Origin of the sequence: Orrella marina, from assembly GCF_003058465.1 — a bacterium.
GTDB classification, from domain to species: domain Bacteria; phylum Pseudomonadota; class Gammaproteobacteria; order Burkholderiales; family Burkholderiaceae_B; genus Algicoccus; species Algicoccus marinus.
The window spans coordinates 3,460,202-3,485,741 of record NZ_CP028901.1 but is presented as its reverse complement, the minus strand read 5'-3'; the positions used below and the strand labels follow the sequence as shown (position 1 = coordinate 3,485,741).

The following is a 25,540-nucleotide window of genomic DNA, read 5'->3' as shown; positions in this document are numbered from 1 at the left end:
AAGGCACCACGCACCAGAGCATGGCCGCAAGCGTGGTTCTCAGAAGTACTCCTGTCTATCCCAGAAGTTGGTGGGAGGGCGTTCGTCAGCTACCATTGCTGCTTGAAACCCATTAGATGAACCACCCTAAAGGCCAACATAATCCTCACGACACACCGGAGGCATTCCAATGAATGACATGACTGACATAGAAACCGCGAATCAGACTGGCGACACCACACATCCCGACATGTCCAGTTTCTGGATGCCTTTCACAGCCAATCGCCAGTTCAAGGCCGCGCCTCGCCTGTTCAAGCGCGCCAAAGGCATGTACTACACGACAGTGGATGAGCGGCCGGTCCTGGATGCTGTTGCCGGACTCTGGTGCGTCAACGCTGGTCATGGCCGTGACGAGATTAATCAGGCCGTGATGCGCCAGATGTCAGAGATGGACTACGCTCCATCGTTCCAGATGGGGCATCCGATTGCATTTGAAGCAGCCTCAAGCATTGCCAAAGTCATGCCAGAAGGGCTGGATCGCATCTTTTTCACCAACTCTGGATCAGAATCAGTCGATACCGCACTCAAAATAGCACTGGCGTACCATCGCTCCCGTGGAGAAGGTCAGCGCACACGCTTTATCGGCCGCGAAAAAGGCTATCACGGCGTGGGCTTTGGCGGCATTTCTGTCGGTGGAATCGTTTCAAATCGCAAGGCGTTTTCCGCCAACCTGATTCCCGGTGTTGATCATCTGCCCCACACGCTAAACATTGAGCATGCTGCATTCAGCAAGGGTCAGCCAGCCTGGGGGCTCATCTAGCCGACGAGTTGGAGCGAATTCTCGCATTGCATGACCCATCTACGGTTGCAGCAGTCATCGTTGAGCCCGTGGCCGGTGCAGCGGGCGTGCTGATTCCACCACAAGGCTATCTGAAACGTTTGCGTGAAATCTGCTCACGGCACGGCATTCTGCTGATTTTTGATGAGGTCATTACCGGCTTCGGACGGCTGGGCAAGGCCACAGCAAGTGAATACTTTGAAGTCAAACCCGATCTGATGACACTCGCCAAGGCCATCAACAATGCAGCCATTCCCATGGGTGCAGTGGCAGTCAACCGCAATATCCACGACACCATCGTCCACAGCGGTCCAGACAACGGAATCGAGCTTTTTCATGGGTACACTTACTCGGCACACCCTGCGGCCGCAGCAGCATGCATTGCAGCCCAGAAAGTGTATCAGGATGAGGGTTTGTTCGAACGTGCAGCCGCCATGGCGCCTAAGTTCGAAGCTGCGATCCATGACCTTAAAGGTGAGCCATTTGTCAAAGACATCCGTAATCTTGGTCTGATCGGCGGTGTTGAGCTTGAACCAAGAGAAGGCAAACCTGGTGCGCGTGCCTACGACGCATTCCTGAAGTGCTACGAGCAGGGGGTCATGGTCCGATTTACTGGCGATGTCCTGGCTTTCTCGCCCCCGCTGATCATCGAAGACAGTCAGATCGACCAGGTCTTCTCAGCCGTTAGAACCGCGTTACGCGAGCTTGCGTGAAATTTCCTGATCACTAACATCCACCTGAAGTTCCTGCGTTAAAAAAACGCACTTCACCCGCGAGGAGATGAAGTGCGTTCTGTTGTGCAGCGTAGTCTTTTTAACCTGACCTGCGGCGACCGTGCCTGGCGGCCGCAGGAGAGCAACCGTTCGAATGACGGCGCTCATTCAGCACGAGCAGGGCCTCAGGCTGCCTGGCGATCCTCGACCAGCAGCGGCTCCTGCTGACCGCCAATGGCGATCTTGCGAGGCTTCTTCTCTTCCGGAATGATGTTTTGCAGGCGAATCACCAGCAAACCATCAACCAGATCAGCCGACTTCACCAGAACCGTCTCGGCAAGCGTGAACTGGTGTGCAAAGTCACGCGTAGCGATACCGCGGTGCAGGTATTCTCCTTCGCGCGATTCTTTGACCTTCCCGGTCACGGTGAGTTTGTCACCTTCGAAAGTGATCTCAAGCTCGTCACGCTTGAACCCGGCAACAGCCAGTTCAACAGCGTAGTCATGCTCGCCGGTCTTGATGATGTTGTAAGGCGGGTAGCTAGGCGTCTTGTTCTCTGCCGTGGCGTTCTCGATGTCACCAAAGGCACTGAGCAGACGCTCGAATCCAACTGAGTTCAAAAGCAGGTTGCGTCCAAATGGATAGTTCATGATTCATCTCCTGATAGCAAGTGAATGTTTTGACACCGGCCTCGTTGAGCACCGGTTCACTTCAAGAGATGGGGATTCCACAACCCGTTTCAAGATGGTGTCCGGCAGAATTTGCAACAAATTGCAAACAGCGCTCACCTGTTACTTGTTCCATAAGTCTGTAGCCATATCGAACGCACCTGGGATCAGGGAAGGTGACTCGAATCAACGCGCTGTACGGCCGCACGTATCCGCTCGACCGTTTCGCCAATCGGTGCACGGCGAGAAACCTCCAGGCCGAGAGAACGGGCGATCGCGTTGACCCGCAGCGGATCCGAAGGAACACCCCCCCGATCAATGGCATCAATCAATGCGCGGGCACGATCGATATCACTCGGTACGGGTGAGTGGTCAGACAATCTGAACCAGCGCCTGATGCGCACGACAACTCCCAAATCGCAATCCTCCTGGAATCGATTACTGCCAAGTATGGCAAACACAACACCCCATTGTGCCAGCAGCTCACGCAAAGCAGATACTCCCATCGTGATGACCGACCAGTTTCAGGGTCCGGTGGCCCCGTTCTTTTAACCAACCTGCGGGTGTTCGATGGCCTTGAGCTGACACTGCGTGATGACGTTCAGATCCTGATGGACGACGGAAAGATTGTCGACATGCCAGCGGTCAATACCTCTGTGAACGACGTCAGTCAGACCATTGACTGTCAAGGCAAGGCCGTCATCCCGGGGCTCATCAACGCGCACTGACAATCGATGTTCTGCGGACTGCATGAGCTGGTAGCGATGACCGCCGACGTCGGGTACGGTCACCTGGTGGCTGCGCAACAGGCCCGGATGACTTTGATGCGCCGATTCACAACCGTCAGAGATGCTGACGGACCGGTGTTTGCACTCAAGCCCGCAATTGACGAGCACCTGTTTGCTGGTCCCAGGATCTTCCCCAGTGGTGCCATGATTTCCCAGACAGGCGGGGAGGTGTGACATCACTGTACGATCCGATTGACTCGACACAGTACTCCCTTGAAGAGATGAAAGTCGCTGTCGATTGCGCACAGGACTGGGGCACATACGTCATGGCTCACGTCTACACTCCGAAGGGCATCAAGCGCGCGATACAGGCTGGCATCCAGTCCATTGAGCATGGTCAGCTGGCGACACTGGAGTGTGCGCAGCTGATGGCAGACCGTGTCGTGTGGTGGAGTCTGCAGCCGTTCTTTGGTGATGCAGACGCTAACATCGAGACCGATCCGAAAGGAAAGGCTGCCCAGCAGATGATTGGGCGCGGCACAGAGCAGGCATATGCACTGGCACGCGAGCTCAGGATCCGGACTGCATGGGGGACAGATATTCTTTTTACCCCCCGGAATGTACATACGCATGGGCATCAACTCGCAAAGCTGACCCGGTTCTATGAGCCACTGGAACTGCTTCGGATCGCTACCGCCGGCAATGGTGCACTGTGTCAGCTTTCAGGGGATCGCAGCCCTTACCCAGGCAAACTCGGCACGCTTGAGCCCGGTGCCCACGCGGACTTGCTCGTCGTGGATGGTGACCCCAGCCAGAGTCTGGATTTTCTGGCGACCCCGGATAACAGTCTGAAGCTGATCATGAAGGACGGTCGGATTCACAAAAACACCCTTGGCTAACGCGGCGCAGCGACCCAGGCCTTGTCAGATTTGCGAAATTTGTTAAATTTGCCATTCTGCAATTCAATCTGCACGCAATCCATGCGACGATCGAGACAATGGCTCCCAAATCCGATTTTTCTGCGTTACCTCCGAATGTACTGACTACCCAGCAAGCCGCGAAGCGGCTCGGGGTATCTGTATCAACGGTTCAACAACTGGTCGAGGCCGGTACGCTCTCTGGCTGGAAAACATCGGGCGGGCATCGCAGGATCCTGTATGACTCTGTCTCCCAGTACCTTGAACATCGCACGGCCGGCCATAGTGCCGATGTCGTCTTCGGGAGCCAGACCAAACTGTTGCGTATCCTCATACTTGAGGATGAACCCATGCAGCGCACGCTTTATCAGCGCCGCATGGCGGGCTGGAATTTGCCTGCACAGATCAAGTTCTGCAAGAATGGGTACGAGGCGTTGATTGAGGTCGCACTTCAGAAGCCAGATGTCTTTCTGCTCGACCTCAGCATGCCTGGCCTTGACGGATACGAGGTCCTCAAGACCATCTCGGAGCGATCCGATCTGGGGCTTGCCCACATTGCGGTCCTGACCAATATGACGCGCGAAGAAATCGATGAGCGGGGCGGGCTACCGGTCGGTGTCGTCTACATGGCCAAACCCATCAATTTTGATGAGCTGCGAGGTTACCTGATGGCTTGCTGTGCGTCACTCGCAAGACGCCAGGCACCCTGACGGCTCATCGGCTCAAGGTTTCAATGGGAAAGTTTGCATCGCGTTTTTCTGAAGCACTTCTTGGTCGCCCGAAAAGATGGGCTTATCTTTTTGCGACATTGCTGACCGGCATCATCTGGTTCATCACTATTTCCCAGCTCAACCTTGCTCGGGAAATGCACATGCAGTCCACCGAAAAGAATCTGCTTTCAGTCACCCGGGCCCTGCATGCACACGCGACCAAGACACTCGAGCTCGCAGATCAGGCGGTGATGGTGATCCTGAACGAGTACAAGCGCAAGGGGCTCGATCTCGAACTCGCCACGCTGGTTCAGGAAACCGGCCTGAAAAAGGACATCTTCAACCTCTTTTCTGTTGTTGACAAATTCGGCAGCATCGTCCTGTCGACCCAGCCATTTGTACGCATCGACATCGCGGATCGCTCGCACTTCAAGACTCACTCGACGGTTGATACGGGCCGGCTTGAGATCGGCGAACCGGTGGTCGGACGCGTGACCGGCAAGGTGTCTATCAACATATCGAGGCGAATCAACGACGAGGACGATGGGTTTGCTGGCGTGGTTGTCGTCTCGATGGATCCGTTCTATTTCACAGATGTCTATGGTTCGCTTGGCCTGAGCGACGAGAGTGTCATCAGCCTGATCCGGGAAGATGGTCTGGTTCTGGTCAGACGCACAGACGGGCAACAGGCCGTCAGCGTGGATATCAGTGAGACTGACATTCTCGAGCGGGTCAAGTCCGGTGAGGGGCCGATCTTGGACTCATCAAGTCCGGTCGATCATGTCCACCGCCTGTGGGCCTACCAGCAGCTCGACAACCTCCCGCTCTACGTGTCGGTCGGTGTCAGTATTGATCAGGAGATCAAGCCCTACCTTGAGCTGCGATCACAGGTCTACTTGCTCGCCACCTTGCTGACAATCATCATCTACGGCTTTGCCTACTCGATTGGACGATTTGTGGAGAAGCTCAACAAAAGCCGACGTACAGCGGTCGACGCCAATCAGGCAAAAAGTGAGTTTCTCTCCAATGTGTCACACGAGCTACGGTCTCCGCTGAACGGCATCCTTGGGTACGCCGAGCTGCTTGAGCTCAAGGAAACCGATAAAGAAAAAATCAGTTTCATCCGCTACATCCATCAAAGCGGTGAACACCTGCTCTCGCTAGTCAATTCCCTGCTTTCGTTGAATCGCATCGAAAAGGGGCAGATCGAAACCAGCATGACCCTGGAGCCCATTCGCGACCTGATTCAAGAGGTGCTTGATGCCCACGCACACTCGGCAAAAGAAAAAGGATTGGCTCTGAGCCAGTTCATTGATATATCGGTACCTCAGACCATCCTCTGCGATCGCGTCAAACTGCTCCAGATTCTGCATAATCTGATACAGAATGCAGTCAAGTTCACATCCAGAGGATCGGTTCATGTCGATGCCAGGGCACGCGGCAACACTCTCGAGATTATCGTGGCTGATACCGGGTGCGGGATTTCAGAAGCTCATCAGAAAGTGGTCTTTGATCGCTTCTTTCAAGCCAGGGCCGACACACCTGTTGCAGATGGTCTCGGCATCGGGCTGTCAATTGCGCAACAGATGGCTCACCTCCTGAAAGGGAAGATCACCGTAGAATCCAGATTAGGGGTAGGCTCGACTTTCACACTCAGACTGCCGCTAGATGCAAGCATGCAGTCCGGTCCCGCCAACAACGGGCAAAGCCAAACTGAATCGCTGGGAGTTGACTGATGGGCAACGCGGAGCACCAGATCGTTGTAGTGGAAGACAACGCAATCAACGCCAGATTGCTTGGATATCAACTCGCCCATCTGGGCTTCGAGCAGGTGCAGTTTTTTGAGGAAGCCGCCGCGGCACTGGCATGGTTCAAGCAGAACACCTGCACGATGGTGCTGACCGACTGCCAGATGCGACCCATGAGCGGGTTTGAACTAACACAATCCCTGCGAGAGTACGAGTCAGGCTCAGATCAGCATCGTCGCGCAATCGTCATCGCAGTCACAGCGGGAGCCATGCCTGCAGACCTGAAACGATGCCTGGATTGCGGCATGGATGACTACCTGGTCAAACCGGTCCAGATTGAAGCACTGCGCCAGATGCTAGACAAATGGCTATCCCGGCAGGATCAAACATGACGCAAGGAATAATTGACCGGTCAGCTCTTTTGCACACCGCTGGCGAAGATCATGAACTAGGCATCGAACTACTCGAAATCTTCGTCAGAACATTTGCCCAGGATATTGAAACACTCGCTACGGCCATACAGGCCGATGATATCCAGGGTGCACGCCACATCCTGCACCGCCTCAAAGGATCACTCCAGATTCTCGGCGTACACCATGTCGCTGTCCGAATCGACAGGATCTCGGAGTCACTCTACGCCCCCATCGCGGTTGAACAGGCCAGAAGCCTGAAAGATCTGTTCGAGTATTTTCAGGCAATCATGGACGATGCCACCTCCATCCTGGACGCAGGCACACTCTGACCACAGTCCTGTTAACCGAGCTCGAAGGTTGTCACACCAAACATCCGGTGCATATCCAGCGCGGGCGCGCATCCGGTGTACATTCGCGCCGTCTCGAAAACGGGCTCCATGCCCAGATACCGGACAAGAGACAGGGCCTGCTGGTTCTGGTCAGGGATATCGAACTGGATTTGCGAGCCGGTTTCAACCTCTTCTGTCAGTGCGCCGTAAATCTGCAATGCAATCATCTCATCATCTGCAAATAACGGACCAATCTTGTAGCCGACCCGGCACGCGCGCAACACACCAAACCCTCGCAAGACCCCGTTGATCAAGACCGCCTTGGCGTGGCTACCCGGCTGCTGGATCCAGTACTCGAGAAACGCTTCACGCTGCCTGGGAAAACAGCGCCTGTCATAGGCAAACAGCTCCGTGAGCGAAACCTCGCGCACATCAGCCAGATCCCCTGCAGCGTCCGCCTGGACAGGCTTCGACACCATCTGATAGCGAACATTGTTGTAAGCAAGTTTAAACCCGCTACGCTGATAGTTTGCTTGCTGCGCAACCACACCATCGAGTCCGATCAGTCGTCCCTGAAGCCGGGCCATTGCCTCCTTCCAGATTGCCAGTCCGTAGCCCTTGCCACGGTGTTCCGGCGTTACAAGGTAAAAACCGATAAACCCGAAGTCAGGGCCATAACGGACCGCAGAGATAGAGGCGATCGGTACGCCATCAAGCAATCCCACAAGGAAACCCTGGGGATCAGCCAGATAGAAGACCTGGGCATCGTTGAGCCCGGGGTTCCAGCCCTCCTGGGCAGCCCACTCTATACACAGGTCCAGCTCGGCACGCGTCATGGTGCGTATTGTGTAATCTGGCTGGCTCACAAGCATTCTCCGTTCTGGATCTGTCAGTTCTCGCCTGATCGTGGCTTGATCACGGGTCTGGCACTCTGCCGGACGAAGGGGCACCGTCATTGCCTCTGACAGGTCAACTACACCCGGGACACCTGCCACCTGTCGACAGGTTAAGTGAGTTCTGAGCAACATCCCATCAGGGACATTACTCATGTGTTCCGAGCTCACTCCCCTGCTCACTCGCCGGATTCAAGACAGTACTTCCCGCTAGCAAAGTACCCGCCCGGGCAGGGCCCGGAGCGGTGAGTGGCCAGCGCGCTTTTGTCGGAAGACGCCACACAGTACCTGGCGCTCGCAAAATAGCCTGCGGGGCAGGATCCGTTGCGCTCAATCGCATAGCGTGCCGACGGACCAGGCACACAGTATTGGCCGCTGGCATGGTAGCCCGTCGGACAGGACCCCGATCGCGGCAACGGCTGCGGCGCTGGTGCAGCATCGGCCGGACTCCCGGCCACCACAGTCATCAGCAGTAGACTCTGTGCCACATAAAACCCACATTTGTGCAACGACAACCACCTACGAAACAGCATGAACACACCCCACTGAAGAACTGGCGCAATCAACCTCGGCACTGGCCTCGCCCTCATCGACAGTGCGCGGGTACCTGGACATTCTGTGTCGCCCTGTCAATTCCAAGTTTCAAGCTCGATACGCTGTTCGCGGTAAACACCTGACCACCTGTGGCCGTAGCCAGACACGTTCCGCCCCCACTGCTGCCAATATCAACGACATTGATTTTCAGGTGAGGTTTAGTCGCCGCCAGTCGACGGGCGACAGCGCATGGATCCCCGTTGCAACTCTCCACCCCGTCTGTTACCACCAGAATGGTCGACTCCCGGCCTCGGCCGTCCAGCATGTCACCCGCCCGGCTGATCGCGTCAGCAAGTGGCGTCCCGCCTTCAGGCTGCAAACCTTGTATCTGGCCTAGCAAGGCATTTCGAAACCCCATATCAAAGAACCCACGCACATCTGCCCGGGGACAGGTTCTGGCCGTCACCAGACCCACACTCATGTCCCTGGGCAGTTCCCGCACCAGATCGGACACAGCGGTCTTCGCCACAGAAATGCGGCGCGGCTCGCGCTCCATATGATTGATGTAATGGATATCCTGCTGCCCCAACAGCCCGGAGAACGAGTTCATGCGCCAGACTGCATCGTAATACTGCTTTTCCTCGTGCGAGAGCGTACCGATATTCAGCTTCATTGATCCGGATGTGTCGAACACAATCACCAGTTGCGGCACCAGATCCCGCGGTCGCTCCTCGGGACAGAACTCCTTGGCGTTGGTGATGGTGACCGGCTTGGGCTTAGGTGCTGGTTTGGGTTCGGGCTTCGGTACAGGCTTAGGCTCGGGCTTGACCGGGACAGGCTCAGACTCTGGCTCTGGCTCTGGCTCTGGCTCTGGCTCTGGCTCTGGCTCTGGCTCCGGTTCAGGTTCTGGTTCTGGCTCCGGTTCAGGTTCTGGCTCTGGTTCGGGCGCAACAATGTGCTCCACAGGTTCTGGCTCAGGCACAGGAGGTTCAGGCTGATTTCTACATGACATTGGACAAAAGAACCACCACAACAGGAACAACAACAGCAACAGGGCCAGCAGGCCGGTGAACCACCAGAACCAGACTGCCACGCTTCGCTTGCCTTGATCACCTTTCGGTTGCGGGGAAGATGGTGGCGACGCGACCAATGGAGCCAGTGGCAGGAGCGTAAGCGCTGCCATCGACTCGGGCAAGGCACTTGACCAGTACAGCACAACTGGCTCTTCGCCCACCACCAGCAGCGCTTCTTTTGGGACTGTGTTCAGTATGAGGCATAGTTGCTCAGCCTGTTCCTGACTCAGCACGCCATCCGCCTTTCGCTGCAGAATTACCGAGTGAATGGCGGCAAACCGCTGCTCGACGCCCGCAAGCACCTGCGCTGCCTGTTTCGCCGGCAAGTCTTCAAACTGTCTGGGCTGACCGGACATCTCGCTCAACCAGACGATCTCGCCATCCGATCCAAATGATGGCTGGGGAAACATCCCCAGGAAGCGGGGAGGCAGGTTTTCCCGGATGAGCGAGACCAGTCGATCCCTGTCCTGGGTCAACTGATCAAGGACTGATTGAGGAAACTGTCGCTGCGCGATCCTGATCATGCGACGGGGCTGGCTCCTGTAGGCGTTTCACCGCGGATTGATCGCATCAAGGATCCGAGCAGTCCGGTTGGCTCAGGGCAACATGGCTCTGAGCGTCTCAATCTCACTCTGTACACGACTGAGCGCTTGTTGCTGCGTGTCCGGCGAGGTGGACGCGGGCAGACGACCAAGTCGATCAACTTCTGCGCGTGCCTGCCGAACCTGCTTCTGGAGCAAGGCGTTCTGGGCTGCCTGCTGATCGACCTGGGCAATATAACTGTTCAGGGAGCGTACCAGACTGTCACGCCGGGCGCGTTCGACGACCAGTCCTTGCTCCAGGTCACGCTGTTCAGCCTGTAACTGTAACAAGGCAACATTCAGCTCATGGTTACGAGACTGCGCCAGTGCGAGTGCCTGTTGCTGGTCCTGGGAGCGGGCATCATAGGAGCCTGACACATCGCAGGATAGCTTGGTAAAGAAACTGGCTGACCGCGTCACCGCCGGGTCGCAACCCACCTTGTCCACCGCACATCCCGTCAGTAGCCAGGAAGCGAACCCCACCGTCATCATCCGCACCATCCTGCTGACACACATCACTTTGACCTGACCCACTTTCAACTCACCCCCATCATGAAGACGCGACGATCGCTGGCAGATCCTGGTATGTCTGCTCGATCAGACGCTGCAGATCGTTGCGTTCATTCTCAAGCGACTGCAACGCAGAGAGAAACTCCGCACTTCGCACACCCTGCCGGCTTTCTTCCATGGCAATCACGCGGTACTGCTCAATCTTTTTGTCCAGCCCGGCAAGCTCGTCAGTCATGATCTTGCGGTTGGCCTGCATTTCCATGAGTTGCTGACGATGAACGCGTTCGTTGCCTCTTTTCTGCTGGATATCGCGACGGATGCGGTCGAGCTCGGCCCGGTTATCCTTCAGCACCACCTCGTAGGTCGACATGCGTTGTTCAAGCAAGCGAGAGTCGGCCTCGACATCGCGGATATAAATCTGCATGCGCTGCTCGGCGTTGGCGTACTTTGCACGGCGATCGTCAAGCACGTAATTGGTGGTCGAGCCGACCGCACAACCAGCCGTTGCGGCCACCGCCATACACGATGCACGTTCCTCGCCCGAGACAAACAGACAGGCCAGGGCCCCGAGGCTTGCACCAACCAGGCACGCCTGAACCCCTGATTCGCTAAAGAACTCAGGTTCGTCTGAGCCAGACAGCCTGGCATCGGCGGAATATCTTGCATCGAACTCACCGGTGTAATAAGAATCTACCCAGCTCTTGCTGGACTGACACCCTGCCAGAGAGATCACCAGCGCAGCCAGCCATACAGTTCGCCATCTTGCGACTTGACCTGCTCCCATCATAGGAAACACCACCCTGTTTCTTCACACGCAGCCCGGTCGGCCGAGTACCGTAAGTCATCCAGCCTGTTAGCTGGCAGGTTAACTACTGAGCCACTGCACTGCAGCTCTCCAGCCACTGCTGGCGCTGAACTTTCCGATTTCGCATGTAACCCGTCAAATCTCCGAGGTAAGTATCGGCGAATGGTTCAAGGTTGATCCCTTTTCTCGATCGAAGGGATTGTCCGGCGACACGCGCCTGCTCGGCGAGCTCCTGTTCTGGATAAATACTGCCTAGTTCAACGATCGTATCAGAATATAGTCCCACAATCGTGTTCAAGGAAACCTCAGTCTGATCGATGACAGACTGGATGTTGGCGCATGTCTGCTGGCTGCTACGAGGCTGGACGGGATCACAGCTCATTCTGATGAAATCCTCACGTCGACCAACCTCTCTTGCGAGCTGACCAATCTGGGCACACAGAAACCCACCCAGCTGCAAGCTCGATCGCATTGCACGCTCGCGCTGCTCACGCTGGAGTTGATTGGCAGCCCGAAGTTGATCCCGCAGTTGATTAAGCTCCTGGCGCACCTTCTCGTTCTCAGCTTGCATAGCAAGACGCTCCAGTCGCTCGCTTGCACCATCTTCAGCTAATGCCTGACCGGTATCCGCCTGGTCCCGTCCTCGCTCGACCCACTGTGACTCAAGCGCCTGCACTCTCGCCGCAGACGTGACGGCGGGTGCCACAACAGCAAGCCTGAAGCCTGTGGTCGGCAACACATTGCGCTTGCCATCCCGGTAGTAGGGTTGCTCCACTCGCCAGGCGCTTCGCACCGCTTCCTGAGGTGTCAGGTAACTGGCTCCTCGCACAACATACCCACCAGACTGACCGTGGGCCCGTCCATGCGTTCGCATCTGAAACGGCTCGAACATCATCTCGTCAGCGTTGCCGAGCACGTCATGCAAACCCAGCGGGTTAGGTTCGAGCACTCCGGCCGGGCGCAACGTACCATTGGAAGACTGGGGTCCGGCAAACCAGACATACTGGCTCATCGGACCTGCCATGGGGAACACTCGCTCCTGAAACTCACTTGGCGAGACCATCAGCCCGCCACGTGCGGCAAATGACCACTCCACTTCGGTGGGCAGGCGCAGAAATCCCGACATGCCGTCTTCTCTGGGCAGCGCATCCGGATGATGCCCAAGCAACCACTGGCTGTATCGATCAGCAAAATCCACAGCATCAAACCAGCTGATCGATGTCCGGGGCCGGCGCAAGCGTGTGGCCGGCGCCGGACAAGCCCCGGTCATCAGAGCCTCATATTGCAACTCCGAGACCTCGTACTTTCCAAGCAGGTAGTACCGCCCAAGCTCACCCTGGGACTGAGCAAAGCTGCCCGCAATATGGGTGTCCCGGGTGCTCTCCAGGAATCCCCATTCGTCCGCGTCCGATCCCAGCGTCACCGGATAGTCATCCATGGGATGCTCAACCGGAATCAGCACCTTTCTAAAGGTCATGGCTCCCCCGCATGGCATGGGTAAAACCACATCGTCAGGCAAGGGCTGGGGATTGAAGTACGCCGCTTCCCACTTGATCTCGCTTTTGCTGGCCGCATGAGCGGGTTGACCGACCGTGCTCGCCAAACCGGCGAGCATCATCAGACAGACCCCACCTATACAAGGCAGATGCGCAACACCCAGGCTGACCGGGCGGCTGATTCGACTTTTCGAGAACATCAACACACACTCCCCCCGACTGGCAGTTTCCCGCCTTGTTTCAGATGTCACGCAGGCTTTCACTGGCTTGCACACGCATCGCCAGCCATCCACCGAAGCCTGACACCAGCAACGCCACCAACAGGGACAGGCCGATACCGGCCAGCCAGTGTGATGGATCAAGCCGTGTCATATACTCACCCTGAGGCAATGTCTGGCCCAGCAAGACGTTGAATGTCTGCGAGCCTGCCAGATACAGCACGGCCCCAATGACAAACCCGGTGAGCGCGATAGCACAGGCTTGCATCAGGACATAACCAAGCAGGGTGGCCCTTCCGTACCCCATCAGTCGCAACAAGGCGAGATCCTTGCGCTTTCGGTCTATATTGGCCGCGAATGCGCCCATCAGCGAGGCGAGGCACCCGATCACCCCGAGCCAGGCGATGACGCTGAACACCAGGCCCATCAGCCGGTCAATGGCTTGCACAGCCTGGATCTCGGACAGGCGTGACATGGTCTCGATCCCCTGCTGCTGCAGCATGAAAGACACGGTCTGAACGTCATCCAGACTACTTGCATACAGGCGTGCCCGGGGGTACTGCTCGCGGGCTACAGGGGTAACAGCCAGTTCAGACCCATCAAACGCATAAACACCGGGGGACGGTGCCTGAGCACCGTCCCGGAAGTCTTCGAGCATCGTCAGCAAATCAAGCGTGATCAATGCCCCCGGACGGGAAAATGCCCTGGCCTCCAGAATACCTTGCACGTTCAAGGGCACACTCAGGCGTTCGGTCGCTCCGCCACGCTGTCGCGCAATCACTAGCTGCATGGAATCGCCAGGCCTGACAGCAAGTCGCTGGGCAGCGACTTGCGACAGGATCACATCCGCGTCGCTTCGCGGACCCGGCTGATCAAGCAACATCGGATCCCCGCTGGCTGATGGAATCAGTTCCACATCGGGAAGATAGGCACTGACCGACACTCTCAGATCACCGGTGGTATTGAGTGAACGGGTCATGGGCATCACAAATCCAAGGCGGGGATCGCTGCGGATGGATTCAAACCAGGACCGGTCCAGCCCATGGCTGCCAATCATGCGCAATTCCAGATTAGACGGTTGACTGGCCAGCTCTACCCGCATGTGTGTCACGATGCCATGCTTTAAACCGAACAGCAGCAACAAGGGCGCCACCACCGAGATGACCGCGGCCACCATGCACAAGGTGATGCGCCGGTCATGCCAGACATCGCGCCAGGCCAGACTGGCCAGAACGCGCAGACTCGGAGACTGGGCAACACCGGTGCTCATGTGGTTACAAACTCCATCTGTGACGGACTGACAGAGCGGGCCTGCAAACGCGTCAGAGCAAACGAGTCGATCAGATCCCACTCATGGCTCACGACCACCATTGCGATATTCGCTTCGCGTGCGATCTCGAGCATGACCTCAAACAGACTGGCGGCATGATGAGGATCAAGCGCAGCGGTCGGCTCGTCGGCCAGCAGAATCGCGGGCCGGTGTGCAACGGCCCGGAGAAATGAGACACGCTGTCGTTGTCCCACGGAGAGTTCGCGCGGATAGCGTTCAAGCAGAGCCTCAATACCCAGTCTGACGATTGCATCCGTGAACCAGGGTGGCTGGGTAGACTGCCCCTGAATCCTGGCTTGCAGCAGGATGTTCTGCCCGGCAGTCAGATAGGGCAGCACCCCGCCGGTCTGTGGCACAAACCCAAGGTGCTGGCTGCGCAGATGCGCCAGTTGCGTATCACGAGCAGCATCCGGAGCGCGCACCAAATCCGTGATGTCCTGGCCAAGAAGTTCGTACTGGCCAAGCGAGCGAGGCGTGAGAATCAGTCCGAGCCCCTCGACGAGCGTGCTCTTGCCGCAACCACTCGGACCGGTAACTGCGACCACTTGACCTGCTTCCAGACGCAGAACAGGCAGGCTGACTGAGAACGCCTGGTCACCCGCCCCCCGGGACAGGACCATATCACCGATAGTGATGATCGGCATGGCTGGCAGCGTCAAGGTAACGCTTCAAGCGGAACCGGATAGACGTTATCTCCCGGATCGGCATCTGGCGCCAGGGCCACCCACCGGTCCAGATCAGCGTTGAAATCCCGATAGAGCGCGAGTTTACTGGTGAGGTTACGAATGAATTGTTGCTGCTGGGCCGCTGACCAGCTCTTCCAGGTCTGCTCGTCAAGGTTCAGCACATCACTTCGGTACGGCAGCCCCTCCAGATACTCACCGAGCAGCCCCAGTTCTGCAAGCCGTGTCTGACCGGCCTGGCTGATCTGATTGGGGTCACGTCCCATGGTGGCTGCCACCGAACGCAGTTGTTCAAACATGACCGATGGGGAGATATGACTCTGATTGGCGGCGTCAACAATCGTCCGGACTGCATCACTCATGTCGCTGAGCTGCGCCTTGGTCATCAGTACGCGCACCTGGGTGGTAGCACGAGACGGACTGGACAGGTCCCTGTCAGTCACCCAGGCTTCGATAACGCCTGGGGCCTGCGTGCCCTGCTTTTCTCCAAGGTACGCCAGCTGCATGGCATGCCCCATCAGTCGCGCGTCACGCGCCAGTGACTTCACCGGATCAGTACCTGGTTCCTCGCTGGCGGCCAGCGCACTGCCGATTGCCATCTCGCCCTCATTGGCTAGTTCAACCTGCTGCACAATCGAGCTGGCGAGTGCGTCAACCATCTGCCCGAAACTGTCAACACTGCCGGCCTGAACCGGGTAATAAAGAGGCCGGTTGACGACTGGGTTGAACGCCAGTTCTTCGTACTGAGCCTGCGCCGACTGGTGGTTGCGCTGACCCGCCGGCGTCTTGAGGTGAAGGACGTAGATCGCCACCCCACGCTCCTGCGCAGCCAGTCGAATCTGGGGTGCGTCGGACTTTGTACTGGAAAACGGGTCATATCCTGGCACTGCACCCGCATCCGTCACCAGAACGATATAGCGTCCACCAAACTGCTTCCAGTCGATCTGGGTAAGTGCCGTTTCAAGGCCAGCATAGGCATCCTCGTCAAATCCCTTGCTCGAAACAGTCGCAGGCTTGAGATCAGCAATTCGCTTCAAAAAGTCTGCGCCAGTCGTCATGGTTGCCGGATCAACGTAAAGCTTGCTGACGTACTCCAGCCCCGGCACAGCAGTTGTGCTGGCGCGATAGGCGATCAGACCGAACTTGACCTGACTGCCCACACCGGAATCTTCGATGCGTGTCGTGATCGTGCGAACTGCCTGGCGGGTACGATCAATATAGGGGCCCATGGAGATGGTCGAGTCAATCACGAACACCACGGCGGCCGTGAATGCCTTGAGTGTGCTCTGCTCAGGTGCCGCCGGTGTTGCCGGGTCTTGCTCCGCCTTGGCGACAGACGCCACCCTGAGCACTCGCAGGGGCTCACCGGCCTGGGTGTAAAGCTCCTGCGCTTCAAAGATCGGCAACAGATAGAAGTTCTGTTGTTGCTGCACAGCCAGTTCTGGCTCGCGCGCCACAACACCCGGCGCTTTGCCATCACGCTTGATGCGATCCATCAGCGGCTTGACCGCATCCTTCGGGCTTTCCGCATCGACCAGATCTTCAAGGGTCTTGCGATTCTCGTAAAACAGCACCGGATCCCGGTTGGCTGGGTTGGTGAATGCCAGTGTCAACTGCATCGTCCAGTCAACTGCACAGGACTCAGGCAGCCATCCCGCCTTGTTGCCACGTGTATCCGGGCCCACCTCGATCCAGTCCACCCCGTTCACCTCACGGCGACTGTAGACATAGAAACGGGAGAAAGCCGGTACCGGTTCGGTTGTCTGCCCAGCGACCTGATCATAAAGTCTGCAGTCAGGAGTCGTCAGTACCCGCTGATACAAAGACTTCTTGCCTTCCTGCAACAAAGGGCTGGTCTGGGCTTGCACCGCAGACACGGTGAGCGCGATCCCTACGATCGCCATGACCCTCAAACTTCCTGGAAACCCCGTTCCAGCAGTCATCCGAGTCGACCAGGCCAGCGCACTACTCGCAAAGGTCCTGCGGGCACGTCCCCGGCTGGCTGGCGCAGATCCGGATCTGCGTGCGTTGCGCTCAGATGTTTCAGTCCTGAATGCTTCTGTCATTGAACGGCCTCCAGATCTTTTTTAAGCTGTTTCACGCGCTCGGCCACCGTGTTCTGGTCAGGGTCCAACTGCAAAGACTTCTCGTACCAGTAAATCGCAGTCTGTCCATCTGCCTGTTCAAAGCAGCCACCTTCAAATGTCTGTGGATCAAACTCCCGGGCATAAGCCAGTGCGATCCGGGCATTGCCCGCCTGAGCCTGATGCGCGTAGAGACGCTGAATCAGATCACAACGCCCCGCATCCTTTCCAGCCTGGATGATCGCCATCACCAGGTCGGTATCCGGGCTGTCCTGCACACACTTCTGCAGAAAGGCCAGATCATCGGTCTGGTCTCGCATGGCTTGCAGCGAACAAGGTCCGGGTGCTGTTGCAAGACCCGTGGGCTGTTCACCTTCTACCGCAGCAGTTTGCTGCCCCACGACAGGTTCCTTGAGCCAGCGATCAAGCAATCCGGCATACCAGGCAATCGCCAGCCCCAGCAGAGCGAGCAACAGCAGGAGTAGCAGGATGGGCATTTTTCGCATTGCAGGCTCGCGCCGCGGTGGATCCGGACGGATCGCTACAAACGGCTCTTTCCCCTCTGTTTCTTCTGGTGGAGCCACAGTCGCAGGCTCCTGGACGTCCTGGGCAGGCGGCTGGATCTGTCTGGCAGCAGCGGGGGATTGCCCTGCAGCACCCGATGGGTAAATGCCTTGGCCCATGCGCAAGACACCCGCCCAGGAGTCACCCTGCGCCTGAACCTGGATCCGGCAAACTGTTCGCGGATCGGCGAGCAACTCGTCGACCAGTTCCGGGCCAATCCGCAAAATCAGGTCAGCCCCGCTTTGGGTGACATCATGGGGAACATGCCAGACTTCCGATGCACTCCAGCCCGAGCGCTCATCCAGAAACCGGCCGTCCTGATTGCGCTGCAGGGACATCCTCACCGACTGTCGATCCGGCGTTTCTGGCCCGCCAGCGCCAGACAGCACAAGACGCGCCCACCCAGGCCCCGCATCAGGCTGCACATCCACCCTCACCTGCCTGACACCTTGACTCACGCGACCTCCACTCTGGCAGACTTGAGCGACTTCAGAATATCGCCAAGTTCGGCATTGAGCTGAGCAGAGATCTCGCGACCGGCATCATGTCCGGCATTGCCCACAATCAGCGCGCCCAATGCCACCAGCCAGTCCGCAAGATAGATCCGGCCGTAATCGACCGCAGTATCGGTGACCGGCGGCAACTCACCCGATGCAATGCGGTCCGGCCTGGCAAACACCGAGTGGCCCGGGTTGATGCGGCTTGGCAACGTGTTGGCGGGATCAGTGTGATCAAACCCCAGCCACGCCACAAAATCCCCAAGAACAGCCTTGACTGCCAGCGCCTGTCGATCGGCCAGACGTTCGCGTTTGGTGCCAACCTGCTCGGTCCGGGACACCTTCACCAGCAATCGGGACTCCAGGTCATGGCGTGCAATCCCGGTGATCAGCTCATCTGCGATCTGCTCCAGGGTCCTGCGGCTCAACCCCAGATAACTGGCGAGCCGTGTATTCTCGGGAATGCCCCGCAAGTGATTGATCCATTCGCGCACCACGGCTCTCGCAAACCGCGCATCAGAGCCAGACACAGCCGGGGACACTGGCTCCACGGCCGGACCCGCCGAAGTGTCTCCAAACAGGTCCAGTCCCATGCCCAGCCCCAACCCGTCGTCCACTGGTGAAGAGCCAGATCCACCATCCTCGTGCGGCCGGTCCGTATCCTGTTTCGCTGCCGGGCTGTCCAGCCCACTGCGCATATACAGTGACTGCAAGACTTCGTCTGACAACAGCAGGCTCGTCTGCAACTCACCCAGCAGACGGGCCCTCGGAACAATGGCATCGACCACGTTCTGGGCAATGCGTTTGCGAGCCTGAACCTCATCTGCACCCTGATGGTAAAACCAGGGACCAAGTCGGCCCTCCACAAGGTCCTGCAAGGACCGTTCAAGCTGTTCGGCAAGGCGCGTGAGCTTGTGCTGTCTGATCGCAACCCGGGAGATATAGTCGCTCAGGCGCGAGATTCCGCCATCGTTCAACGACAGCATGGATCGCCACGCCTGCTCTGGTTGCGCGACATGCTCATTCACCAGTGCGTCAGCGCAGAAAGTGCGCTCCATCAGAGCCAGTGCATCGGCACTGGCCGGGTTGACCCTCTGCTCGACACCGTTATCCAGCGTGAGAAAAGTGACCGGCATGCGTGGTTTACGCACCAGAAAAGTGGTATCAAACGGCTGATCCGGCGACCACTCCTGCATCCAGTCGTACTGCGCAAAACGCTCGAGCATGGTCATCTTGACGAGATCTTCCCAGACCATCTCCATCATCGCTTCGCTCTTGTTGAGCGAGTCAGCAATCTTGAGATCAAACATCGTGATCGCCCAGATCAGTCCGGATGGCCGGTTTGCGCGCTGGCACGCAAGCTCGCCCTGCGTTCGTCTGATCCAGCCAGACAGCACAGGGCCGACGTCAGCCACATCCGACTGCTTGTGCGAGGCGGTGCAGACTACCAGTACATTCATCTCCTGCAGATCCGTATAGCGCTCGAAAAGATACGCCACCTTGCCTCTGAGAAACAGTTGCGCAACCGGATTGCTACGTCCATCCTGAGCCGCAATCGTTTCAAGGTGGTCCAGGGACTCGTGCTTCAGACGGCCGCGGTATCCGGGGAAATCCAGCAAGTCGACAGACTCGAAGGTGGACTGGACCGGCGCATTGGCCAGGCAGATCGTCAACTCTGCCGTGAGCGCGGCCAGTTCAGCACGGGCAATCGAATGGACCGCACCATTCCCATCCGCGCCACCTGCTTCATCGTCCAGGACCAGCACATCAATTGGTGCATCATCAGATCGACCGAGTCGCTCCAGCATGTCCACATTCATGATGCTGTCTCGCTGAACAAAACCCTCACCAGAGGACGCCGGTTCCACCAGTGCATTGAGCGGAGCCTGCACACTCTGCGGATACCCCAGCGCAGACAGACGCCCTGACAAGCGCAAGAACAGATCTGTAAACCCCTGGATACGACCCCACAGAAAGGCAAACAGCTGCGCCCGGTCCGATGGATCGAGGCACGGTGCCAGATCGACCAGTCTCGGCAGAAAATCACCCTCAAGCGAAGCGACGGTCCAAGGAAACCTCTCCTTAAGGTAATCCCAAAGATCGACCACGTCCTCTTCAGTCACACCCGCTACCCGTTCACTGCGCGCCCGGATCTGCATGGCATTAAGTGCCTGATGAGCTGCCTCGGCCTGTTCACCCGCAAACGAGAAACCGATCTTCTCCAGGTTGAAGTCATTAAAGAACGAGTTCACAAAAATCTTGACAAGTTCGACTTCCGAAAACAGGCGAAGCCGCAACGGAAACCCGCTGATCAGTGCATGGTGGGTGCGGGTGAAACGCGTCACGAGGCCCGTTGCCTCCTTGCCGCCCCCCGGGGGATTGATATGTTCCACGAAGTCCAGCCGCTGACCATCAAGCACGGTCTCGAGCTTGCCCGACTCGCCTGCAGCCAGAGCCGAAATCAGATATGACTTGCCCGCCTGGGACAACCCGAAAAATCCGACCGTTGAAGCGGAGCGCGAAACCTGCTGCAGGCTTCTGGCCTGGTTGCGTGCACGCCTGAGCTTGAGTACCAGATGATCTGCCTCGCCATCCAGGCGCCTGGCGCTCCGGCGGGTCCGCCCGATCCACTCAATCGCCCGACCGGACTGTTCATAGACCGAGTGCCAGCTTTCGGAGAGGCGATCTGCCAGTTCATCTTGTTCCATACCTGTCACCCCTTTCACTTCATTCACCTCACGCTACCGCTATCAAGCCAGTAATGGGTTTCACCGAACCCGGCATCGGCCATGGTGTTGAGCTTGAGGCTCAGCTTGTTTCTGGATGCGCCCTCTACGGACGCAATCTCGAAACTCTCGCGCATGAACCGGTCCGAGCGTCGCAGACTGACTTTCAGCACCAACCCCTGGGAAGACAACTTTTCACGGACCTGCCGGTCCTCGATCACCAGCTTGTATAGCGGTGACGCCGGCCAGCGCTCGACTGGCAACTGGCGAAATCCGATACGCATCGAGCCTCTGACCTCAAAACTCTGGTCTGGAAACTGGTAGTCAGGGTCGTCCAGACGGATGTCACTGTAGAAAACGTCAGTCGTCTTGATCGCATTGTTGTTATCGATCAGTCCCAGGTAACGTACCGTCGAGTAAGGAACAAACGCAGCCGACCGGAAAAAGAAGTTCGGCAGACGCAAGTCCTTGCTCAGCAGACAAATCATGGCGCCCACAGCGGCAGTGCTCTTGGGATCGTCAATCCGGCCATTGCGATGAAACGGATACCAGGCACCTGCCCGGTAGTGATGCATCGGGACGATCCGGCTAACGGGCAAGGCCTGCAAAGACCGGATGTAAGCGATCACCCCCGGTAGCCGCGAAGGTCGGCCAGACAGCAACAGCACGTCGGGCCGATACGCCCAGACCACCTCGGAGAGCGCCTGAAGCGTCTTGCAGATGTTGAACTCGCCACGCAGGAACCGTTGATGAAGCTGGTCGAGCCGCACGTCGATCATCACATCCATCAAACTGAATGCCGCTTCAGGAGACGCGCTGCGGCTCACTGCCCGCTCAACGTACTCCAGTACATCAGGTGAGGCAGACTCGTGTCCGGCCAGTAGATCACGTATGCTCAGAGGGCCCAGATGACCAGGTTCGAGCGGGTCGTGGCGTTCATACTCCTTGATAATCCGTAGCCCGAGCGGATAGAGCACCTGAAGGGTCAATTGCTGACGCAACAAGGACTCGTGCACGTTCAAGGGTTCTGACCCCATCAACTGCGAGACCATCGCTTCGGCATCAGGCACCCCCGCCTGAGCGATCGCATGGGTGATCTGTGGCACCACCATGAAACGCAGCACATCGAGCACGATGTCATCGCCCGCCACCCGGAAGCCGTCACGAAAGCGCTGTTGCGGCACGATATAGGCGCCACTACCCATGGATTGCAGGTCACCGCTGGCCTGATCGGCACGCTCACCACGATCCAGAAAGTAGTCATTAATGACCAGATCCGTCGTGCCGCCCCCGATATCGATCGTTGCCACCGAAACACAGGGCTGACGTGCCTCGTGACGTGCAGGCTGGTCGGATCTGGCCAGCGTCAGGAAAAACTCCTGGGCGCGGCCGCCAAACTTGTTCTGAATTTCACTAAAGAGGTATACCGCCTGGCTCCCGGTGGCTTCGTCCCACTGCAGGTGGACCTCCGGAAACGGTGGGTAGGGCTGGGCACTCTCATCATCCGGATCGGCATCGATAGCATGCCAGCCCATGCTCTTCCAGACAACACCGATAGCCTGGTGCATGCGTCTGCGAAAGATTTCGCGCTCTGGCTGCGGCATGGACGGCGGCACCGTGAGGATGATGGTCCGCAAATGACGCGGCATCCTGGAGTGGCTCTGACGCAATCGCTGGGCCGGACTGTTCATCTGGGTAAGCGCCTGCACCACCACTTCGCTGAGCATCAGCATCATCAGCGAGCTGCGCGAGTAGTGCGGATGGAACACCGGCATGCGCTCATCGGGGTCAAGCGTATAAAGCGCCTCACCGAGCTCATTGATCAGGCTGGAAAGCGGCGCGGCCGTTGCGTACGGCTCGGAGTCAAGCTTAAGACTGGCAGTATTGAAGCGCCATCCCGGCTCAAAACTGTCCGTATCCCATAGATAGCGTTTGGGACTCGAGAGACCTGTTGCGCCTTCTGTGCCACGCCTTAACGCACCGAGCCGCGCGGCTTCCTGGCCGACCCGCACGATCGTGGGCCAGAGAAAGGCGTCCGTACGACCGCTTTGAGCAGAAAAATTTTCTTTCCCGAACGACGCCTGAGCGAACTCGATCCGGCTCTCGAACGGATCCCGGTAGACTCGCTCGGGCTGACTCAGGTCTCGCAAGGCCAGTTCGTATCGCCGCCTCAAGCCATCGCTCTCCTGAGGGTGATCCTCGATCAGGATGCCACAACTTCGCGAATTGCCAACATCGAGCACCATGTCGACCATGATCGGTCGATACAGATCGCTGGGCGTATTGGAAATCAGCTTGATCTCCGGAATGTCGAGCGAGGCTCCGACCAGATCCAGCAAATTGAGATAATGCGCCTGGTGATGCAGCCCTTGAAGGTCGAGCTGCACTTCTTCGGCATCCCGGCGAATCTGCACACCAGCGAGTTCCTGATAAAGTTCAGCCAGCCAGTCAGCCACCCATTTCTGATCCAGAAACCAGCCGATCTCGTGCGTCTGGTGCGCCAGCGCAAAAGACGAGCCGGCCAGCACGTCATCCATGGTGGGAGACAGATACGTCGTATCCTGACGCCCTGCCAGCACCTTCGTATCAAATGCCAGCGTGATCCGGTGAGTATGGCCCAGATCATCTCCAGGTACGCGCACTACCCGCATACGAGCCCAGTTCAGCGGCCCCTGCTCGAACTGCCTTCCCGGCGCACATCGAAAGAAAGGTGCAGGCAACCAGCGTCCGTCAAAGAGTTTCAGGGACTCGTCCAGGTCCAGTTCAAACTGTGGTTTGAAAGACTTGCTGGTGTCCGGCGCCAGGTAGTAGCGTCCATCGCGCTCGTTCTCGAGCAGCTTGCCTGCCGGACCGGCCTGCGTGAGCAGGACAAACGCACCCGTCCTGCCCTTGAGCGAAAAGGTGGCTGCAAAGTCCAGAAACTGCACACCGCTGTCCATGATCAGCGCCGTCTGTTCCTCAAAACTCGTAATCTCTGCCAACATCACTGTCATCCTGTATCAGGGCATCTGCCTGATCGTTATCGGCAAGGCTCGTCCATCTGGTGTCTGACCCGTGCACTGCGATCGCCCAGACTGATCAGGCGTGCATGAAATCGCGGGGATGGCGAAGGACGAGCCATCGGAACACCTGGCCACAGTACCCTGCTCTGATATCTGCAATCGCCCGTCCACAATGGACGATTCGCCGAACCCTTCACACTGAACGCCATTACCACGATCAACTGTCACTTTTGCGCGCCCGTCCTCAAACTGGTATTGCAACCTGACGGGTTTGCCAGTCTGCGAATCCTGAATACCTCCCGCAGCACGCCAGTTGCCATTCAAGAACCGGACTGAGCCTGACTTCAAGGCATCGGGCGGGATAGCCAGCGGATTACCCAGCCCGCTGCCGGGATCGATCTGAGACGAAGGCGACGGGGCGTCCCGGGAGACTGGCTGATCATCAGCACTGATTGCAGGCTCCTGACCAGGTAACTCCTGGAACTCGTTCTCCTGGGCGGCATCCTCAGTGCCTGCCTCGGCAAGGGGCGATGGATCCTCAGTCAGTTCTGGCCCAAGGCCATCACCCGAAGTCTCGTCCTGTGCACTGCCCGACGCCGCTGTCACCGGGTCGACTATATCGGGGTCGGTGCCCCCCGGATCGACTGCTGAGGGATCAACGGTCGCAGGATCAATCACCCCGGCTTCGGTCAATCCGGTTGCAGCTGGGTCCACCGTCACAGGTTCCCGACCGATCGCGCGCTGCCACCAGCGCTGGACCTGCTGAACCACACCTGTCGGTTCCTCCAAAGCGGGATCTGGAGGCTTCAGGGGATCGGTCTGCTCGAGCTGGCTCACCGGCACAGATGGATCAGCACCTGAAACCGGCTCGTTCTGCATACAGCTTCGCAGTAACCAGAATAACAACAGCGCCAGTAAAAGCAGCAGGAGCAACCAGAGCCACCAGGGACGGCGTCTGGCGGGCTCCTGTGGACCAGGCGCTTGCGGCGGGATCGGTGGCGGCACGGCCGGTGTGACAGGCCTGAGGGTATGGAATGGGTCGGAAACCGGATGCACATTGCCTTGCTGAAACCCCCAGAAGGTCAGGACCGGCTTGCCGTCGACCAGGAACACACAGTCGCGCCCAGGAAAATGGAACACTTTGCCAAGCAGATTCTGCACGGTCTGCTTCTCTCGATCGGACACACCACCAAGCTTTCCGATCGCCTGCTCCATTTCCTGTTCGAACAGGTCCAGATCACGCAACGCACCGGTTCGTTCCTCATCCGTCGCTGCTGACCAAGGTACAACCATCCCGTCAACCGGGCTGTACCAGTCGATCACGGAGCGTGATTCGTTCACGCGGGGAACAGCCAGACAGTTGGCCGCCGCTGCGCCCACCTTCAGGCGAACCGCTTCCCTGAGCTGGGCGGCAACCGAATAGACCGGCTGACCTTCGTCACCGATTGCGGTGTATTGCTGCAAACTGCCACTGTTCAACAAAATGCCTGCCATCACCCGC

At 57.9% G+C, this 25,540-nt stretch carries 21 protein-coding genes and 1 pseudogene; 7 read left to right on the top strand and 15 right to left on the bottom strand.

Annotation, left to right across the window (positions count from 1 at the left end; genetic code table 11):
* Nucleotides 1–178: 178 nt before the first annotated feature.
* A pseudogene (locus DBV39_RS15865) lies at nt 179–1,530 on the top strand (aminotransferase class III-fold pyridoxal phosphate-dependent enzyme).
* 185 nt (nt 1,531–1,715) lie between these two features.
* On the opposite strand, the gene DBV39_RS15855 reads toward DBV39_RS15865, so the two are convergent.
* From DBV39_RS15855 to DBV39_RS20120, 3 genes are all read right to left on the bottom strand, one after another.
* The gene (locus tag DBV39_RS15855; protein ID WP_108622365.1) at nt 1,716–2,180 is read right to left on the bottom strand and encodes an Hsp20 family protein; all 465 of its coding nucleotides are present in this window, start codon (nt 2,178–2,180) and stop codon (nt 1,716–1,718) included.
* Between the two features lie 185 nt (nt 2,181–2,365).
* On the bottom strand, nt 2,366–2,704 hold the full coding sequence (locus DBV39_RS15850; RefSeq protein WP_227870675.1) for a hypothetical protein: 339 nt from the start codon (nt 2,702–2,704) through the stop codon (nt 2,366–2,368).
* Nucleotides 2,705–2,746: 42 nt separating this feature from the next.
* Complete coding sequence (locus tag DBV39_RS20120; protein WP_227870674.1) at nt 2,747–2,929, bottom strand: hypothetical protein; 183 nt, start codon at nt 2,927–2,929, stop codon at nt 2,747–2,749.
* Nucleotides 2,930–2,962: 33 nt separating this feature from the next.
* On the opposite strand from DBV39_RS20120, the gene DBV39_RS20115 reads away from it, so the two are divergent.
* The 6 genes from DBV39_RS20115 to DBV39_RS15825 all read left to right on the top strand — a co-directional run bounded on the left by DBV39_RS20115 (nt 2,963) and on the right by DBV39_RS15825 (nt 7,043).
* Nucleotides 2,963–3,160, top strand: a complete 198-nt coding sequence (locus DBV39_RS20115; RefSeq protein WP_227870673.1) for a hypothetical protein — start codon at nt 2,963–2,965, stop codon at nt 3,158–3,160.
* Complete coding sequence (locus DBV39_RS15845; protein ID WP_227870672.1) at nt 3,157–3,825, top strand: amidohydrolase family protein; 669 nt, start codon at nt 3,157–3,159, stop codon at nt 3,823–3,825. The genes DBV39_RS20115 and DBV39_RS15845 overlap by 4 nt, the downstream gene beginning before the upstream one ends.
* A gap of 98 nt (nt 3,826–3,923) precedes the next feature.
* Nucleotides 3,924–4,553, top strand: coding sequence for an excisionase family DNA-binding protein (locus DBV39_RS15840; RefSeq protein WP_108622364.1), 630 nt, complete (start codon nt 3,924–3,926; stop codon nt 4,551–4,553).
* Nucleotides 4,517–6,289 (top strand): sensor histidine kinase, encoded by a 1,773-nt coding sequence (locus tag DBV39_RS15835; protein WP_159078994.1) that lies wholly within the window; start codon nt 4,517–4,519, stop codon nt 6,287–6,289. Before DBV39_RS15840 ends, DBV39_RS15835 begins: the two co-directional genes overlap by 37 nt.
* On the top strand, nt 6,289–6,693 hold the full coding sequence (locus DBV39_RS15830; protein ID WP_108622362.1) for a response regulator: 405 nt from the start codon (nt 6,289–6,291) through the stop codon (nt 6,691–6,693). The genes DBV39_RS15835 and DBV39_RS15830 overlap by 1 nt, the downstream gene beginning before the upstream one ends.
* Complete coding sequence (locus tag DBV39_RS15825; protein WP_159078993.1) at nt 6,690–7,043, top strand: Hpt domain-containing protein; 354 nt, start codon at nt 6,690–6,692, stop codon at nt 7,041–7,043. The genes DBV39_RS15830 and DBV39_RS15825 overlap by 4 nt, the downstream gene beginning before the upstream one ends.
* A gap of 11 nt (nt 7,044–7,054) precedes the next feature.
* On the opposite strand, the gene DBV39_RS15820 is transcribed toward DBV39_RS15825, so the two are convergent.
* From DBV39_RS15820 to DBV39_RS15755, 12 genes are all read right to left on the bottom strand, one after another.
* Nucleotides 7,055–7,915, bottom strand: coding sequence for a GNAT family N-acetyltransferase (locus DBV39_RS15820; RefSeq protein WP_108623324.1), 861 nt, complete (start codon nt 7,913–7,915; stop codon nt 7,055–7,057).
* Nucleotides 7,916–8,522: 607 nt separating this feature from the next.
* Complete coding sequence (locus tag DBV39_RS19580) at nt 8,523–10,067, bottom strand: VWA domain-containing protein (protein WP_159078992.1); 1,545 nt, start codon at nt 10,065–10,067, stop codon at nt 8,523–8,525.
* Nucleotides 10,068–10,139: 72 nt separating this feature from the next.
* The gene (locus DBV39_RS15800) at nt 10,140–10,616 is read right to left on the bottom strand and encodes a hypothetical protein (RefSeq protein ID WP_159078991.1); all 477 of its coding nucleotides are present in this window, start codon (nt 10,614–10,616) and stop codon (nt 10,140–10,142) included.
* 58 nt (nt 10,617–10,674) lie between these two features.
* Nucleotides 10,675–11,421 (bottom strand): coiled-coil domain-containing protein, encoded by a 747-nt coding sequence (locus tag DBV39_RS15795; protein ID WP_108622356.1) that lies wholly within the window; start codon nt 11,419–11,421, stop codon nt 10,675–10,677.
* A gap of 82 nt (nt 11,422–11,503) precedes the next feature.
* Nucleotides 11,504–13,135 (bottom strand): formylglycine-generating enzyme family protein, encoded by a 1,632-nt coding sequence (locus DBV39_RS15790; protein ID WP_108622355.1) that lies wholly within the window; start codon nt 13,133–13,135, stop codon nt 11,504–11,506.
* Nucleotides 13,136–13,175: 40 nt separating this feature from the next.
* Entirely contained in the window at nt 13,176–14,423 is a 1,248-nt protein-coding gene (locus tag DBV39_RS15785; RefSeq protein ID WP_108622354.1) for an ABC transporter permease, read from the bottom strand.
* A complete protein-coding gene (locus DBV39_RS15780; RefSeq protein WP_227870671.1) occupies nt 14,420–15,142 on the bottom strand; it encodes an ABC transporter ATP-binding protein in 723 nt (240 codons plus the stop codon). The genes DBV39_RS15785 and DBV39_RS15780 overlap by 4 nt, the downstream gene beginning before the upstream one ends.
* Nucleotides 15,139–17,232, bottom strand: coding sequence for a vWA domain-containing protein (locus tag DBV39_RS15775; RefSeq protein WP_227870670.1), 2,094 nt, complete (start codon nt 17,230–17,232; stop codon nt 15,139–15,141). Before DBV39_RS15775 ends, DBV39_RS15780 begins: the two co-directional genes overlap by 4 nt.
* On the bottom strand, nt 17,229–18,272 hold the full coding sequence (locus DBV39_RS15770; RefSeq protein WP_108622353.1) for a hypothetical protein: 1,044 nt from the start codon (nt 18,270–18,272) through the stop codon (nt 17,229–17,231). Before DBV39_RS15770 ends, DBV39_RS15775 begins: the two co-directional genes overlap by 4 nt.
* Entirely contained in the window at nt 18,269–21,019 is a 2,751-nt protein-coding gene (locus DBV39_RS15765; RefSeq protein WP_108622352.1) for a putative virulence factor, read from the bottom strand. The genes DBV39_RS15770 and DBV39_RS15765 overlap by 4 nt, the downstream gene beginning before the upstream one ends.
* A gap of 23 nt (nt 21,020–21,042) precedes the next feature.
* The gene (locus tag DBV39_RS15760) at nt 21,043–24,021 is read right to left on the bottom strand and encodes a virulence factor SrfB (protein ID WP_108622351.1); all 2,979 of its coding nucleotides are present in this window, start codon (nt 24,019–24,021) and stop codon (nt 21,043–21,045) included.
* Between the two features lie 15 nt (nt 24,022–24,036).
* Complete coding sequence (locus tag DBV39_RS15755) at nt 24,037–25,533, bottom strand: SrfA family protein (protein ID WP_159078990.1); 1,497 nt, start codon at nt 25,531–25,533, stop codon at nt 24,037–24,039.
* Between the last annotated feature and the right edge of the window lie 7 nt (nt 25,534–25,540).